This window comes from Acinetobacter sp. SwsAc5 (assembly GCF_013391485.1).
Classification (GTDB): Bacteria; Pseudomonadota; Gammaproteobacteria; order Pseudomonadales; family Moraxellaceae; genus Acinetobacter; species Acinetobacter towneri.
Map to the genome: position 1 here is coordinate 31,686 of NZ_JACAXD010000025.1, position 14,926 is coordinate 46,611.

Annotated in this window: 12 protein-coding genes and 1 riboswitch; of the genes, 2 read left to right on the forward strand and 10 right to left on the reverse strand. The window is 43.7% G+C overall.

All coding sequences use genetic code 11. From position 1 onward, the window contains the following. The first annotated feature begins 228 nt into the window (after window positions 1-228). On the forward strand, window positions 229-1,011 hold the full coding sequence (locus tag HYG89_RS12750) for a putative porin (protein WP_168381588.1): 783 nt from the start codon (window positions 229-231) through the stop codon (window positions 1,009-1,011). A gap of 184 nt (window positions 1,012-1,195) precedes the next feature. Continuing rightward, window positions 1,196-1,936, forward strand: a complete 741-nt coding sequence (locus tag HYG89_RS12755) for a putative porin (RefSeq protein ID WP_178867822.1) — start codon at window positions 1,196-1,198, stop codon at window positions 1,934-1,936. 58 nt (window positions 1,937-1,994) lie between these two features. On the opposite strand, the gene recJ is transcribed toward HYG89_RS12755, so the two are convergent. The 10 genes from recJ to HYG89_RS12805 form a co-directional block, all read right to left on the reverse strand. After that, complete coding sequence (gene recJ / locus HYG89_RS12760; protein WP_178867816.1) at window positions 1,995-3,698, reverse strand: single-stranded-DNA-specific exonuclease RecJ; 1,704 nt, start codon at window positions 3,696-3,698, stop codon at window positions 1,995-1,997. Window positions 3,699-3,711: 13 nt separating this feature from the next. After that, window positions 3,712-4,368, reverse strand: coding sequence for a pyridoxamine 5'-phosphate oxidase (gene pdxH, locus HYG89_RS12765; RefSeq protein ID WP_178867817.1), 657 nt, complete (start codon window positions 4,366-4,368; stop codon window positions 3,712-3,714). 12 nt (window positions 4,369-4,380) lie between these two features. Then, the gene (glmM, locus tag HYG89_RS12770) at window positions 4,381-5,712 is read right to left on the reverse strand and encodes a phosphoglucosamine mutase (protein WP_178867818.1); all 1,332 of its coding nucleotides are present in this window, start codon (window positions 5,710-5,712) and stop codon (window positions 4,381-4,383) included. A 120-nt stretch (window positions 5,713-5,832) separates the two neighbouring features. After that, window positions 5,833-7,299, reverse strand: coding sequence for an IMP dehydrogenase (gene guaB / locus HYG89_RS12775; protein WP_004974257.1), 1,467 nt, complete (start codon window positions 7,297-7,299; stop codon window positions 5,833-5,835). Window positions 7,300-7,628: 329 nt separating this feature from the next. Further along, on the reverse strand, window positions 7,629-7,994 hold the full coding sequence (locus HYG89_RS12780; protein ID WP_004974255.1) for a YkgJ family cysteine cluster protein: 366 nt from the start codon (window positions 7,992-7,994) through the stop codon (window positions 7,629-7,631). A gap of 106 nt (window positions 7,995-8,100) precedes the next feature. Further along, window positions 8,101-8,898 (reverse strand): MBL fold metallo-hydrolase, encoded by a 798-nt coding sequence (locus tag HYG89_RS12785; RefSeq protein ID WP_004974253.1) that lies wholly within the window; start codon window positions 8,896-8,898, stop codon window positions 8,101-8,103. A 185-nt stretch (window positions 8,899-9,083) separates the two neighbouring features. Beyond that, window positions 9,084-9,659 (reverse strand): TMEM165/GDT1 family protein, encoded by a 576-nt coding sequence (locus HYG89_RS12790; RefSeq protein ID WP_004974251.1) that lies wholly within the window; start codon window positions 9,657-9,659, stop codon window positions 9,084-9,086. A gap of 72 nt (window positions 9,660-9,731) precedes the next feature. Beyond that, window positions 9,732-9,891: riboswitch (yybP-ykoY riboswitch) on the reverse strand. 98 nt (window positions 9,892-9,989) lie between these two features. Beyond that, entirely contained in the window at window positions 9,990-11,969 is a 1,980-nt protein-coding gene (locus tag HYG89_RS12795; protein ID WP_178867819.1) for a 2-oxo acid dehydrogenase subunit E2, read from the reverse strand. Window positions 11,970-11,971: 2 nt separating this feature from the next. Then, complete coding sequence (aceE, locus tag HYG89_RS12800) at window positions 11,972-14,674, reverse strand: pyruvate dehydrogenase (acetyl-transferring), homodimeric type (RefSeq protein ID WP_096901655.1); 2,703 nt, start codon at window positions 14,672-14,674, stop codon at window positions 11,972-11,974. Window positions 14,675-14,831: 157 nt separating this feature from the next. After that, window positions 14,832-14,926 (reverse strand): transposase domain-containing protein (locus HYG89_RS12805; RefSeq protein ID WP_178867550.1); only part of this gene is annotated, 95 nt, incomplete at its 5' end.

A 14,926-nucleotide genomic window follows, 5' to 3' on the forward strand; every position in this document is an offset into this window, starting at 1 on the left:
TTTAATGATCAACTTTAGTAAAATTCACAAAATACACATAGTTTTAATAAAACAAAACATTTAATTATTTCATTTTTATTTCAATCACTTAAACTCAAAATATTACACAAATTTACGCTTGTAACAAAGCGGCAACTTTCCTGTGATTGACGCTGATTTTTTTTCGCCTAGACTAAAAGTTGTAACAAAAAGTTTAACTGTTAACCAGATTTCAGAGGGGTACTTTCCATGAAAAAATTAGCAATCGCATCAGCCCTACTTTCAGCTTTGGCTATCACTGGTACTGCGAACGCATACCAAGCTGAAATTGGTGCATCAGCAGGACTGATTGATCCAGACAACGGCAGTTCAAGCGGTTCATTCGGTGTAGATGGTACTTATTACTTTAACCCTGTACAAACCCGTAATGCACCTTTGGCAGAAGCAGCGTTCCTTGATCGTGCTAGCAACGTAAATGCCAAATACCAATATGACGAAGTCGGTAATGATGAACGTCATCGTTACGGCGTAGGTGCTGAAGTTTACATTCCTAACTCAGATTTCTATGTGAGTGGTAATGTTGGTCGCGACGATATGAAATTTGACCGCGGTGGCGATTTTGATGAGACTGTTTATGGCGCTGAAGTCGGTTATTTACCCGCACCAGGTTTATTAATTGCTGCAGGTCTAAAAGGCTACGACAACGATTATGACGACGGTGTCGATCCTACGCTTCGCGCTAAATATGTCACTTCTCTAAGCAATGGTAAAGATATCAACTTAGAAGCAGGCGCAGGTTTTGGTGATTTAGACGAATATAATCTTGCGGCAGATTACTTCATCGATAAAACCTTAAGTCTAGGTGTAGACTACTACAGTAAAGATCGTGACTACGGTGATACTAACGAATTTGGTATTAATGCACGTAAATTCTTTACCCCGCAAATCAGCCTCGAAGGCCGTGTTGGCTTTGGTGAAGTTGGCAACAATGACTATAACCGCTTTGGTGTCGCTGCAAAATATCGCTTCTAAGTTTAGCCTAATTACATACTCAAACAGCACTCTTCTTCGGAAGGGTGCTTTTTTGTGCACTAAAATAAAGCAGTTAGGTAGAAATAGTGCATTGACTGTATGTTTATTTTCCGTACAATCAGCAACAACTGTAACAAAACAGTCATATTTCTACAACAGAGGGAATCTCAATAATGTTTAAAAAATTGCAGTTGCAACTGCTCTTCTTGCTGGTTTAAGTACAGCTCATGCGTATCAAGCTGAAATTGGTGGATCACTTTTAGTGATTGATCCTGATTATGAAAATGCAGATACTTCTACAGGTTTTGCGCTTGATGGGACTTTTTACTTTAATCCAGGTCAAGTGAAGAACTCACCATTAAATGAAGCTGCCTTTTTAAATCGTGCAAGCAACGTTAATGCTGAGATTAGTTATATTGATTTTGATGTAGCTGAGAGTACTTCTTTTGGTATCGGCGTGGAATATTTTGTTCCAAATACAGACTTCTATGTAAGTGCTGGCATTGGTCAAACTACAGTTGAATTTGATGGCTTTGATTTTGATACAACAAACTATACAGCTGAGTTAGGTTATCTTCCTGTTTCTGGTTTACTCATTGCAGCAGGTATCGTAGGCTTTGATAACGATGAAGCTGATAATACCGATGCAACTTTACGTGCTAAATACGTTACTCAAGTCGGTGCATATGACATGAACTTTGAGGGTGGTGTTGTTTTTGCTGATGATGAAATGTTCACTCTAGGTACAGATCTATATCTAGACAAAACATTTAGCATTGGCCTCGGTTATACCGATGACGGTGAAGATGATACCTTCCAAATTCGTGCTAAAAAATTCTTCAATCAACAAGTCAGCCTAGAAGGCTCTATTGACTTTGAAGAAAATGCAAATGTCTTCGGTCTTCGTGCTGCTTATCGCTTCTAATCCCTTACATTAAAAGCAAAAAAATCCGCTCAAATTTGAGCGGATTTTTTTATTTGGATTACTGCTCCAAATGCACAATCTGCAACTGCAAACTCACATTGCCATTAAACACATTGCGCTCTAACTCATAAACCAAACGCACATCATCCCGCATCGGGTTAAATTCAAATTTATCTTTAGCACCAAACGCAATCGCATCAACCACTTGCCCATTGTCCAATGCCAAACGCAATTTTAAATGACTGTCCTTCAACCATCTAAAATCAACCACTTTAAACCGTCCCTCAAACACAGGCTGCGGAAACTTTTGTCCCCACGGCGCCAAATGCTGTAATAAATCTACCGTGTGTAAATCAAAAGCTTCTTGCGGCAATTCACCATCTGTCCATAGCACAGCATGAAATAAATCCGCATCCATTTGCGCAATGATCTGTTCAAAGACCTGTTTAAATTCTGCAAAGTGCGCCTTTTTAATGGTCAAACCTGCCGCAGCCGCATGCCCACCAAAATGACTGACCAAATATGGATATTGCTCTGCGACCAATTCAATGGTGTCACGTATGTGAACCCCTTCAATTGAACGGGCAGAGCCTTTAATATGCTCACCATCTTCATCGGCAGCAAATACAATCGCAGGGCGATGAAACTGTTCCTTTAAGCGTCCTGCAACAATTCCAATTACACCTTGGTGCCAATGTTCTTCAAACATGATCAAGGCATGCGGTAAATCGCTTTGATCTAACTGCAGCTTTTCCAACTCTGCCAGCGCATCTTGTTTAATTTGCCCTTCAACCTGACGGCGTTCCTGATTCAAACTATTTAACTGACGCGCCAAAGCATAGGCACTTTGCATATCCGCCGACAGTAAACACTCGATTCCAATGTCCATGGTTTCCATGCGCCCTGCAGCATTAATGCGTGGCCCCAAGACAAAACCCAAATCCTGCGCTTTGAGCTGTGCGGGTTCACGTCCTGCCAAATCCAGCAATGCGCTAATCCCAGGACGACATAAATTCTGCTGTATCCGTTTTAAGCCTGCATCCACCAAAATACGGTTGTTATAATCCAGACTAGCGACATCGGCATAGGTGCCCAAGGCCACCAAATCTAAATATTGCGTTAAATTTGCAGCAGATTTGCCCTGTTTTTTACGCTGACTGGATAAGTTCGCCAACACATAAAATGCCACGCCCACACCTGCCAAAGCTTTACTTGGGAAATCACAACCCAATTGATTCGGATTCACCACAGCCTCTGCATTTGGAGTGGCTTTTGTAGTGAGGTGGTGATCGGTGATGATGACCTGCATCCCCAAAGCTTGCGCACGCTCCACACCTGCATGACTGGAAATTCCGTTATCTACCGTAATTAATAAATCAGGTGCATAACGCTCAAAAGCCAAATCGGCAATGGCGGGGGTTAAGCCATAACCATATTTAAAACGGTCAGGTACTAAATACTGCACCTGTGCGCCCATTTCGCGCAATGCCAAAATCATGAGTGTGGTACTGGTCGCGCCATCGGCATCATAATCGCCCACAATTACAATTTTTTTCTGCTGATCAATCGCCTGATCCATTAGCTGAATTGCTTCTGGTAGACCTTTCATGCTTGGAGCAAGCAAGTGCTTCAGTTTAAGTTCTAGCTCCTGCTCAGACGCAACGCCACGGCGCGCTAAAATTTGGGCAACAAATGTAGAGACGCCCTGAAAGTTTTCAGGGCGTGTAAGTAAAGGTCTTTGTTTTATTAGAATTTTTGACATAGTTTCCAGTCATTTAAGGCATCAAGCGTTGTAGTTTCCACTCACCTTCAATTTTTTCATAAGCTAAGCGGTCATGCAAACGGTTCGGACGACCTTGCCAAAATTCGTAATAATCAGGCTGCAAGCGGTAACCGCCCCAAAATACAGGTTTTTGCAATTCAGATTGATCACCCACTTGGGCATGCAAGTCTTGGAAACGCGCCTGTAGTTCTTCACGACTGGCAATCACACCACTTTGCGGAGTGCTAATATGCGCAGCGATCTGATTATCACGCGGGCGTTTGTGATAATACGCAGTCGATTCTTGCTCATCAATTTTTTCGACATAGCCACTGACACGAATCTGACGCTCCAGTTCAGGCCAGTAAAACAACAATTCAGCATAAGGATTGGCGGCTAAATCCAACCCTTTTTGACTGTCATAATTGGTATAAAAGTCATAACCTGCTTCGGTAGCTCCGCGCAGCAACACAGTACGCACATGCGGACGACCTTGTGCATTGGCAGTCGCCAATGACATCGCATAGGGTTCATGTAGCTTGGCTTCTAAGGCATGGTTAAACCAATTCAAAAACTGAATATGCGGATTGGCACTGACCTGTGCTTCTAGCAATTCACCTTTTTGGTAACTTAAACGCAGCTCACTTAAATCTTTAATTAAATCACTCACGATTTACTCCCTTTAGACGGCATGACGACGTACAGCATCTGCTAAATCTTTCGCCATTGCCTTCACTTCAGCCAAATCATCACCTTCCACCATGACACGAATCACAGGTTCAGTGCCCGATTTACGAATCAATAAGCGTCCACGACCTTTCAGCTGTTCCGTAGCACGGTCAAACTCTTCCACCAAGGCAGGAACGGTATACGGATCAAACATATTTGCTAAGCGCACGTTTTCCAGCACATTTGGCAACAGTTTAAAATCTGCCACCAATTCATGTAGGGCTTTATTTTGTTCGACCATCACCGTTAACACTTGCAAGGCAGCAATAATTGCATCACCTGTGGTGCTCTTGTCCAAAGTCAAAATATGCCCCGATGGCTCACCACCAATAACCCAGCCATTTTCTTCCAGGCCTTGTAGCACGTAACGGTCACCGACATTGGCACGGAGTAATGGTACTTGGGCTTTTTCTAACGCCAATTCCAGCGCCATATTGCTCATTAACGTCCCAACAATACCTGCAGGTTTTTTCGAGCCTTGTGTGGCAAGAATATATAAAATGTGGTCACCATCAATTTGCTTGCCTTGACTATCCACCAAAATCACACGGTCTGCATCACCATCAAATGCAACACCCAAGTCCGCCTGATGCTCAAGCACTGCTTTTTGCAAACTTTCAGGATGGGTTGAGCCGCAATTTTCGTTGATGTTTAAACCATTTGGCTCATTGTGAATGGCAATCACTTTCGCACCTAATTCACGGAATACCGCAGGGCCAACATTGTAGGCAGCACCATTGGCGCAATCGACCACAATGGTGAGGTCATTTAAATCTAAATGATATGGAAAGGTCGATTTACAAAACTCGATGTAACGCCCATTGGCATCTTTAACACGAACGCTTTTACCCAAGTTGGCCGTATCATCAATTTTTAATTCTTGCTGCAATTCTTGGTTAATTTCTTCTTGCAAGGCATCTGGCAGCTTTTTCCCTTCGCCCGAGAAAAATTTAATCCCGTTATCAAAATACGGATTATGCGATGCTGAAATCACAATGCCTAAACTGGCATGCAGGGCACGGGTTAAGTGCGCAATAGCGGGCGTAGGCAATGGACCGAGCAAATGCACATAGACACCTGCGGCATTTAAACCTGCCTGTAATGCTGCTTCTAAAATATAGCCTGAAAGACGTGTATCTTTACCCAATACCACAATAGGTTTATTTTTTTTGGTGTGCTTTTTTAAAACTTTACCTGCTGCAAAACCTAGTTTTAATGCAAATTCAGGTGTAATTGGTAACTCTCCAAACTTCCCTCGAATGCCGTCTGTACCAAAATAACTCATATTGTTCTCACTTCTTAGGGGTGATCTTTATCATCACTTTTTTACTGCGAGTTACTTTACACCAAAAATGAAAAAGCCGTCACATTGATGACGGCTTTTATTTGAAAACGATACTAAATATTAACCAACGCGATAGTTCGGCGCTTCTTTGGTAATCGTCACATCATGCACGTGAGATTCCTGCATACCTGCTGCAGTAATTTTCACAAACTTAGCATTTTGGCGTAGATCTTCAATGGTTGAAGAACCTGTATAACCCATAGATGAACGTAAACCACCCATCATCTGATGCACGATGTTGCCCATTGGGCCTTTGTACGGTACACGACCTTCAATACCTTCTGGTACAAGTTTTTCTGCACCTGCTTTCGAGTCTTGGAAATAACGGTCTGCAGAACCTGTTGCACCCGCCATTGCACCCAATGAACCCATACCACGGTATGCTTTGTAGTAACGACCTTGGAAGAATTCAACTTCGCCCGGTGCTTCTTCAGTACCAGCAAGCAATGAACCCACCATAATGGTACTTGCACCTGCACCAATCGCTTTGGCCATATCACCAGAGAAGCGAATACCACCATCGGCAATTAATGGAATCTGTTCTTTCAATGCATTGGCAACAGCGTCAATTGCAGAGATTTGCGGCATACCAATACCTGCCACAATACGTGTGGTACAGATTGAACCTGGACCAATCCCCACTTTCACTGCGTCTGCGCCTGCATCTAACAATGCCAAAGCAGCATCGCCAGTTGCAATGTTACCGCCAATTACTTGAACTTGTGGATAGTTAGCTTTTACCCAACGTACACGCTCAATTACACCTGCAGAGTGACCGTGTGCAGTATCAACCACAATCGCATCGACACCTGCTTCAACCAATGCTTCTACACGGCTTGGTGTTTCTGCGCCTGTACCCACTGCAGCACCCACACGTAAACGACCTAAGTCATCTTTACAGCTGTTTGGATACAATTCTGCTTTACGGAAATCAGTGACCGTAATTAAGCCTTTTAATTCCTGCTGGTCATTCACCACCAAGACTTTTTCAATACGATGCTGTTGCAATAAAGCTTGAATGTTTTCTTTAGATTCGTCTTCGCGTACTGTCACTAAACGATCTTGACCTGTCATGATGTTGCTGACAGGTTGTTCAAGGTTGGTTTCAAAACGTGTATCACGTCCTGTCACAATACCCACTACTTTGCCATCTTTTACCACAGGTACACCGCTAATATTGTTGGCTTGAGTCAGCGCAATCAATTCACGTACTGTAGTTTCTGGCGTTACGGTAATCGGGTCTTTCACCATACCCGCTTCAAATTTTTTCACACGGCGCACTTCGGCTGCTTGCGCAACGATGTCCATGTTTTTATGCAAAATACCAATACCACCGTTTTGCGCCATCGCAATTGCCATACGAGATTCAGTCACCGTATCCATTGCTGCTGAAACCAAAGGAATATTCAGGTCAATGCCGCGCGTAAAACGTGTCTTTAAGGAGACATCTTTTGGGAGAACAGTAGAATAGGCAGGGAGTAATAAGACATCATCGAAGGTTAACGCTTCTTGAACGATGGTCAGCATAACAGTCTCACTGGTAATTTCCGTGAGCCATTATAAACAAATCTGGGCACAAATTTCATTTGTTCTCTAAGAAATATTTTTTATTCTGCCCTTCTGGGGGATGCAGCATGAAAAAATCGGTAATTTTCATCTAAAAATTGAGGTTTTCACTCCTAGTTTGCTTTTTAGCCACGCAAGTTTAAAACTTGCGAGGTTTCATTTTTCAGGCAGATAAAGCCGCTTCAATCTGAATCATGATTTGGCTATCTACCCAAAATTGAGCCACAAAAAAAGCAAAGCCGCAGCTTTGCTTTTCCAATCTGGATTGCGATCAACAACTTAAAGCACCATTAAACCACTTGATCGAAGTCATCATCATTCACAGAAATGGCTGGATCGACTTGCACAAATGGAATCATGTTATGCGCACGACGTGCTTTATTGCATTGATCATCGGCAATTTGCACTTCTTTACAAGAGCTGCTGCGTAATTCATAAATCCCGCAGCTCACTTGCTGTCCAACTTCACCTTCTAAAGCGACACAACGCGGCTGACTCTGATTGGTACCACACATGCATGAATAGACTGCTGTTACTGGTTCCGTGTAGTGCTCAGGCATATTCATGCCTTCAGCCCAATAAAATGAAACACGGAAATAAGCGCAACACGCGCCGCAGCTTAAGCAGGCATCGGCTGTAGGTACTTGAGACAACATTCGTTAAGTTCTCGTCATCAAAAAAATCGTTTTTGGGCGAAAATCTTAAAAAAAGTTGTTTTTGCACTCAAGTTTTTTTTACAGTTTTTTCAGCTTTTTTTGTCGCTTATTCAGGGCAGCTAAAAACGTGTTCATCCATCAAATCGACGCCACATTCCAATGTTTCAATCCAGTCTAGGAATTGGTTCACCTGTTCTTTGCCCACAAATGGCGTACCGTGTTGCGGCACAATCATTTCAACGTCCATGGTGCGTACCATATTCACCCAGAGGCGAATCACTTTATTGGAACACATATAGCGCTGATGGAAACCTTTCATCGCAGGAATATGCGCAGCAAAATCAGTCAATGGAATTGAAGCATCTTCCACCATTGACGCACCCATATCACCAGAAAATAAAATTTTGGCGATAGGATCATAAAACTGGAAATTACCAACAGAGTGTAAGAAATGCGCAGGCACAGCAATAATTTTAGACTCGCCCAAAGGAATTGCCTGACCTTCATCTGGCAGTTCCACCAAACGATCTAACCAGTTGCCTTTCATACGGTCGCTCATAAAAGATGAGCTTAAGTGCGGCAAGAAACGCGCCCACAATTTTGATGCTACGATTTTTGCTTCGGTATAGACCAACCAACGCGGCATTGAAGTGATGATGTCTGGGTCTTGGTGCGATGCCATGACATAGTCAAGATTGGTCAAACGGGTATATTTGTTTAATTCCATGGTCAGTGGTACATAGGTCAGGTCGCCACCTGGGTCTAGCACTGCGGCACGGTTATTATCAATGATCAGAAATTGGTTGGCCTGAACACCTTCACCTTTGACCAAACTGGTAAAACTAATACATTTATGTGTCCCATTATCAAATAAGACCTGCGATGTTGTACGGTCAAATGCCATAACCAATCCCCAATTTTTTCATTTTAAAAATAGATTTTCTATCATTGAATAACATATAGCTATTTATGGAAAGTTACAATAAATAAAATGGCTCAGATTACCTGAAATATCAGTGAATTGCAGCAGCATTCAAATAAACAAATCCCGAGCAATTTGCTCAGGATTTATGCATTTTAATGAATAGTTTAGAATAAATAATGTTGCGCCAAAGTCGACACACCAATAATTAGGAAAATCAGTGCACCAATTTTATGAATTAAAGCAATTGGCAATCGGGTCGCTAATTTATTGCCAATAAATACCGCAGGTGCATTGGCCAGCATCATCCCCAAAGTGGTTCCAAGCATGACCCAAAACACGCTGTCATAACGTGCGGCTAAAGCCACTGTGGCAATTTGAGTTTTATCGCCAATTTCTGCCAAAAAGAACAACACAAAGGTCGCGCCAAATACACCGTATTTTTGCCACTTGTTGATGCTTTCAGTTTCATCATCTAGCTGATCTGGAATAAGCATCCAAATCGCCATACCAATAAAACCTAAAGATAAAATCCACAATAAAATTTCTGGGCTAAGTACCGTGGTAATCCACTGCCCTAAAACTGCAGAAAGTCCGTGGTTAATGAGTGTTGCCAGTAAAATAGCAACCAAGATTGGAGCAGGTTTACGAAAACGTGCCGCGAGTAATAAAGCCAATAGTTGGGTTTTATCACCCATTTCGGCTAAGGCGACAATGGCAGTCGAGATGAGGAATTCATACATGATGTTTTTCTCTGGCTAGCACACATACCAATGACCTATCCCTCCTGCTAGCCAAAATCTGCAGAGTGATAAATCAAAGGTCTTGCCAACAAAAGAAAGCTTGAAAAAGCAGACTTGGTTCTTTGCTATGATGACCATGTTCTGTGGAACAAATATGTTGACCATCACCTTTTTACTGCATTCAGTTGAAACAGAAATTAGTAAAAAGCGGCTACTCCCCAATGAAGTACAGCTATTCTAAACGGAATACTGCGGTTAAGCAAATTTAGCCGAATAACGGCAGTGACAAAAAACCCTGCCGCAGCAGGGTTTTATAAAGCTTTTCTGAGTTTAGAGCAGCAAGCTACGAATATCTGCCAACAACTGGGTCAGTTTATGGGTAAAACGTGCTGCATCTGCGCCATTAATTACCCGATGGTCATACGACAATGACAATGGCAACATCAAGCGCGGATCAAAGCCTTCACCATTCCAGACAGGCTGCATGGTCGCTGGTGAAATACCCAAAATCGCAACCTGCGGCCAGTTCACCAACGGCGTAAATGCCGTACCGCCAATCGAACCTAAACTGGTGATGGTAAAGTTTGCACCTTGTAAATCTTTAGGCGACAACTTTTTATCACGCGCTTTTTGACTCAACTCACCCAGTTCAATCGCAATTTGTTTAATCGATTTCTGATCTGGATTACGTAGTACAGGCACGGTTAAACCATCGGGGGTTGCCACCGCAATGCCCATGTGGATTTCTTTACGCAGCAGCACAGACTTTTGATCGTCTGCCAGATGCGCAGCGAAATATGGCTCATCTTTCAGCAAATGCGCTACTGCTTTGGCAATGAACGCCAAAATGGTCAAGCTAACACCTTCTTTTTTGAAGTTGGCTTTCAATTCACCGCGCCACGCTTCTAGCTCGGTAATATCGGCCAAATCAAATTGCGTGACTTGTGGGATGTAATTGTTCAGGGACAATTGCGGAATTGACACTTGTTGTAAGCGCGTCAAATCTTTTTCTTCCACACCACCAAATGCACTAAAGTCAGGTAGCTTTGGCAAACCTGTAACTTGCTGTGTTGTAGCAGCGACAGGAACAGTCTGCGGCGCAGTAAGACGCGCTTTGACATAAGCCTTCAAGTCTTCTTTGAGTACACGCGCATGTGGGCCAGTGGCGTTTACATCTGCTAAAACGACACCCAACTCACGTGCCAGTTTACGCACAGCAGGGCCTGCATACACTTTTGCATTGGCTTCATGTTGCGCCTTACTCAATTTATCTACATTCGTATGCGCACTTGCTGCAACTGTCGTGGTTTGTGCTGTAGATGCAGCACTGACTGCTGGCGATGTACTTGGTGCAGAGGCAACTTGAGCTGCTGCAACTGCTGTTGGTGCAGCTGCGCTTGCAGTTACTATCGTCACTAAGGCATTGCCCTGCGCAACACTTTGTCCTAATTCTACATGAATCGCTTGAATCACGCCTGCAGTAGTACTTGGCACTTCTACCGTAGCCTTGTCTGATTCCACCACAATCAAACTTTGGTCAGCGGCAACTGTATCACCTACTTGTACCAAAATTTCTGCCACTGTGGCTTTATCGACCCCTAAATCAGGCACTGCGACTTCAACCTGTGCTGATGCTGTTGTTTGTGGTGCAGATGCAGTTGCTGCGCTCGCTGTTGCAGCAGCCGCTTCTGCTGATGCCACTTGAGGTGTTTCCACCTGTGTGACTGCAGCAGCGGCGGTTTTCACTTTCAGAATCACCACACCTTCTTTTACGGTATCACCCGTATTGATTTGGATAGCGGTAACTGTACCCGACACCGTACTTGGCACTTCTACTGTAGCTTTGTCCGACTCCACCACAATAATGCTTTGATCCACATCAATCGCATCGCCCACTTGTACTAAAATTTCCCCAACAACGGCTTTTTCCACGCCAATGTCAGGTACTTGTACATCTACTTCTTGCGCAGTGTTTGATGTCGCTGAGCTTGGTGCTGCAGCGACCACTGGTTCAGCATCTTGCTTCGGTGCCGCGTCCACTTCGGCTTGCGGTGCAGCAACTTCTGTAGCAACTGCGGTTTGAGCTTCTGTTTCTAGCTCAATCAGCACCGCACCTTCAGTCACTTCATCGCCTTGTTGTACCAAAATACTTTTCACTACCCCTGCAGCGGTGCTGGGTACTTCAACAGAAGCTTTGTCTGATTCCAACAGAACAATGCTGTCATCAACTGCAATCGTGTCGCCAACTTTGACAAGAATATCTGCAACTGTGGCTTTATCGACACCAATATCAGGCGTTTGAATTTGCATGATCAGTGCTCCTCTTTGTAGTCAGCAACCGCTTGTACTTCAGGAACCGCTTGCGGTGCCCACGCGACAGGACGATCTGTATCTAACTCAAATGTCGAGATTGCATCTTTGACCAAACGCGCATCGACTTCGCCTTCATCAGCCAGTTTTTTCAAGGTGGCTACCACAATATGTGCTGCATCGACCCCAAAGTAGCTACGCAAGTTACCGCGGGTATCGGAACGACCATAACCATCGGTACCTAAGGCAACAAATGGACGATTGTCTGGCAAGTAACCGCGAATTTGCTCGCTATAGGCGCGCATGTGATCGGTAGCAGACACGACAATGCCATCCTTGCCACGTAACTGTTGTGAGATCCACGGCTCTTTGCTTTCTTCAGCCAATGGATGCAAACGGTTGTATTCTTCACACGCCATACCATCACGCGCCAATTCATTAAAACTGGTCACACTGTAGACATTCGAGTGAATTTGATACTCTTCACGCAAGATTTTCGCCGCTTTGATGACTTCACGCAAAATCACGCCTGAACCCAGCAATTGAACCGTGGCTTTTTCATCTTCCTGCAGCAAATACATACCGCGCTTAATGCCTTCTTCCACACCTTGTGGCATTTCAGGATGCTCGTAGTTTTCATTCATTACAGTGAGGTAATAGAACACGCGCTCCTGATTGACATACATGCGCTGCAAACCATCATGCACAATCACGGCAAGCTCATAACCAAAACATGGGTCATAAGACACACAGTTTGGAATGGTATTGGCTAAAATATGCGAGTGACCATCTTGGTGTTGCAAGCCTTCACCATTGAGTGTGGTACGTCCTGCAGTGGCACCCAACAAGAAACCTTGCGCCTGTGCATCACCTGCCGCCCATGCAATATCCCCAATACGTTGGAAACCAAACATGGAGTAATACATATACATTGGGATCATTGGTAAGTTATTGGTCGAATAACTGGTACCCAAAGCTGCCCAAGCACTCATTGCACCTGCTTCGTTAATGCCTTCTTGCAGCATGTGACCGTCTTTGGCTTCACGATAATGCATCAATTGTTCTTGGTCTTCAGGGGTGTATTTTTGCCCATGTGCGGCATAAATACCCAGTTGACGGAACATGCCTTCTAAACCGAAAGTACGTGCTTCATCGGGTACAATGGGTACCACACGGTCTTTAATGGCTTTTTCTTTGAGCAGGGCAGAAATCAAACGCACCATCACCATAGTGGTCGATTGTTCTTTGCCACCTGAACCTGCCAAGACTGAATCGAAAACTGATAATTCAGGAATTTGTAAAGCTTCGCTGTCTTTACGACGCGCAGGCAAATAACCACCCAACGCTTCGCGACGCGCTTTCATATATTTCAATTCAGGCGAATTTTCACTTGGACGATAGAACGGCACTTCTTCAAGTTGCTCATCGCTAAATGGCAAGTTGAAGCGGTCACGTACATATTTTAAAGAATCCAACTGCATTTTTTTGATTTGGTGGGTTTTGTTCACCGCTTCAATTTCATCAGACAAACCATAACCTTTGACAGTTTTGGCTAAAATGACCGTTGGCTGACCTTTGGCCTTACATGCTTCAGCATACGCCGCAAATACTTTGTACGGATCGTGACCACCACGGTTCAGGTTATCAATATCTTCATCGCTTAAATCTTTGACCAATTCTTTGGCTTCAGGATATTTACCAAAGAATTTCTCACGAGCGTATGCACCACCTTTCACTTGCAAGCGCTGATAATCACCATCCACCGCTTCTTCCATAATGGCTCTTAATGCACCTGTGTCGTCTTTGTCTAATAAAGCATCCCAATGACGCCCCCAGACCACTTTAATCACGCGCCAACCTGCGCCACGGAATAACGACTCAAGTTCTTGAATGATTTTACCGTTACCGCGTACAGGGCCATCTAAACGCTGTAAGTTACAGTTCACCACCCAAATCAGGTTATCTAGCTTTTCACGACCTGCCAGTGAAATTGCACCCAAACTTTCTGGCTCATCCATTTCACCATCGCCTAGATATGCCCAGACTTTACGGTCTTCTTCTTTAATCAAACCGCGGTTCATTAAATATTTTTGAATATGTGCCTGATAAATTGACATGATTGGACCCAGACCCATCGATACCGTTGGGAACTGCCAATAGTCAGGCATTAAATAAGGATGTGGATAGCTAGGTAAACCGTTACCGCCCACTTCACGGCGGAAATTATTTAATTGATCTTCGGTTAAACGCCCTTCTAAAAATGAACGGGCATAAATACCGGGTGCACAGTGACCTTGGTAGTAGATCATATCACCGCCAAAATGATCACTATTGGCACGGAAGAAATGGTTAAAACCAACATCATATAATGTGGCTGAAGATGCGAAACTTGCAAGGTGACCACCTAAATCATCACCTGTTTTATTGGCACGCAATACCATTGCCAACGCATTCCAGCGAATCAGGGCGCGAATACGACGCTCCATATCCTGATCGCCCGGCATGGCAGGTTGTTCTTCCACTGAAATGGTATTGAGGTAAGGAGTATTTAATCGCTGAATGGGTACATGCTTTGCAATTGCACGTTGGTACAGTTTTTCGAGTAAAAATGCTGCCCGTTCAGTACCCATATGTTGTAACACAGCATCAAAGGCGTCTTGCCATTCTTGGGTTTCTTGTGAGTCCGTATCACCGTAAAACGCCATAATTCACTATTCCTAAGCCTAATCGTATGCTTTATATGTATCATAATTTAGACTTTAGTAGATATGGCTAATCTTAAATGCATATCCTGCATACTATTTAGAAAATAAATAGTCATTGACACATTCGTAAGCGTCCGCTGAACCCCATGCCTATTTTTTAATTCGGTTCCGGTTTCCAGCGGTGTGGTAGCAATTCTTCAATCTGAGTCACTTTATGTGTCGGCAACCTTTTCAGCACATCACTTAAATAGG

What these genes read in the sequence shown, in the direction of transcription:
- aceE (WP_096901655.1), bottom strand. Translation starts at nt 14,674, where the DNA reads ATGGCGTTTTACGGTGATACGGACTCACAAGAAACCCAAGAATGGCAA.
- recJ (WP_178867816.1), bottom strand. Translation starts at nt 3,698, where the DNA reads ATGTCAAAAATTCTAATAAAACAAAGACCTTTACTTACACGCCCTGAA.
- glmM (WP_178867818.1), bottom strand. Translation starts at nt 5,712, where the DNA reads ATGAGTTATTTTGGTACAGACGGCATTCGAGGGAAGTTTGGAGAGTTA.
- HYG89_RS12750 (WP_168381588.1), top strand. Translation starts at nt 229, where the DNA reads ATGAAAAAATTAGCAATCGCATCAGCCCTACTTTCAGCTTTGGCTATC.
- HYG89_RS12785 (WP_004974253.1), bottom strand. Translation starts at nt 8,898, where the DNA reads ATGGCATTTGACCGTACAACATCGCAGGTCTTATTTGATAATGGGACA.
- HYG89_RS12790 (WP_004974251.1), bottom strand. Translation starts at nt 9,659, where the DNA reads ATGTATGAATTCCTCATCTCGACTGCCATTGTCGCCTTAGCCGAAATG.
- HYG89_RS12780 (WP_004974255.1), bottom strand. Translation starts at nt 7,994, where the DNA reads ATGTTGTCTCAAGTACCTACAGCCGATGCCTGCTTAAGCTGCGGCGCG.
- HYG89_RS12795 (WP_178867819.1), bottom strand. Translation starts at nt 11,969, where the DNA reads ATGCAAATTCAAACGCCTGATATTGGTGTCGATAAAGCCACAGTTGCA.
- guaB (WP_004974257.1), bottom strand. Translation starts at nt 7,299, where the DNA reads ATGCTGACCATCGTTCAAGAAGCGTTAACCTTCGATGATGTCTTATTA.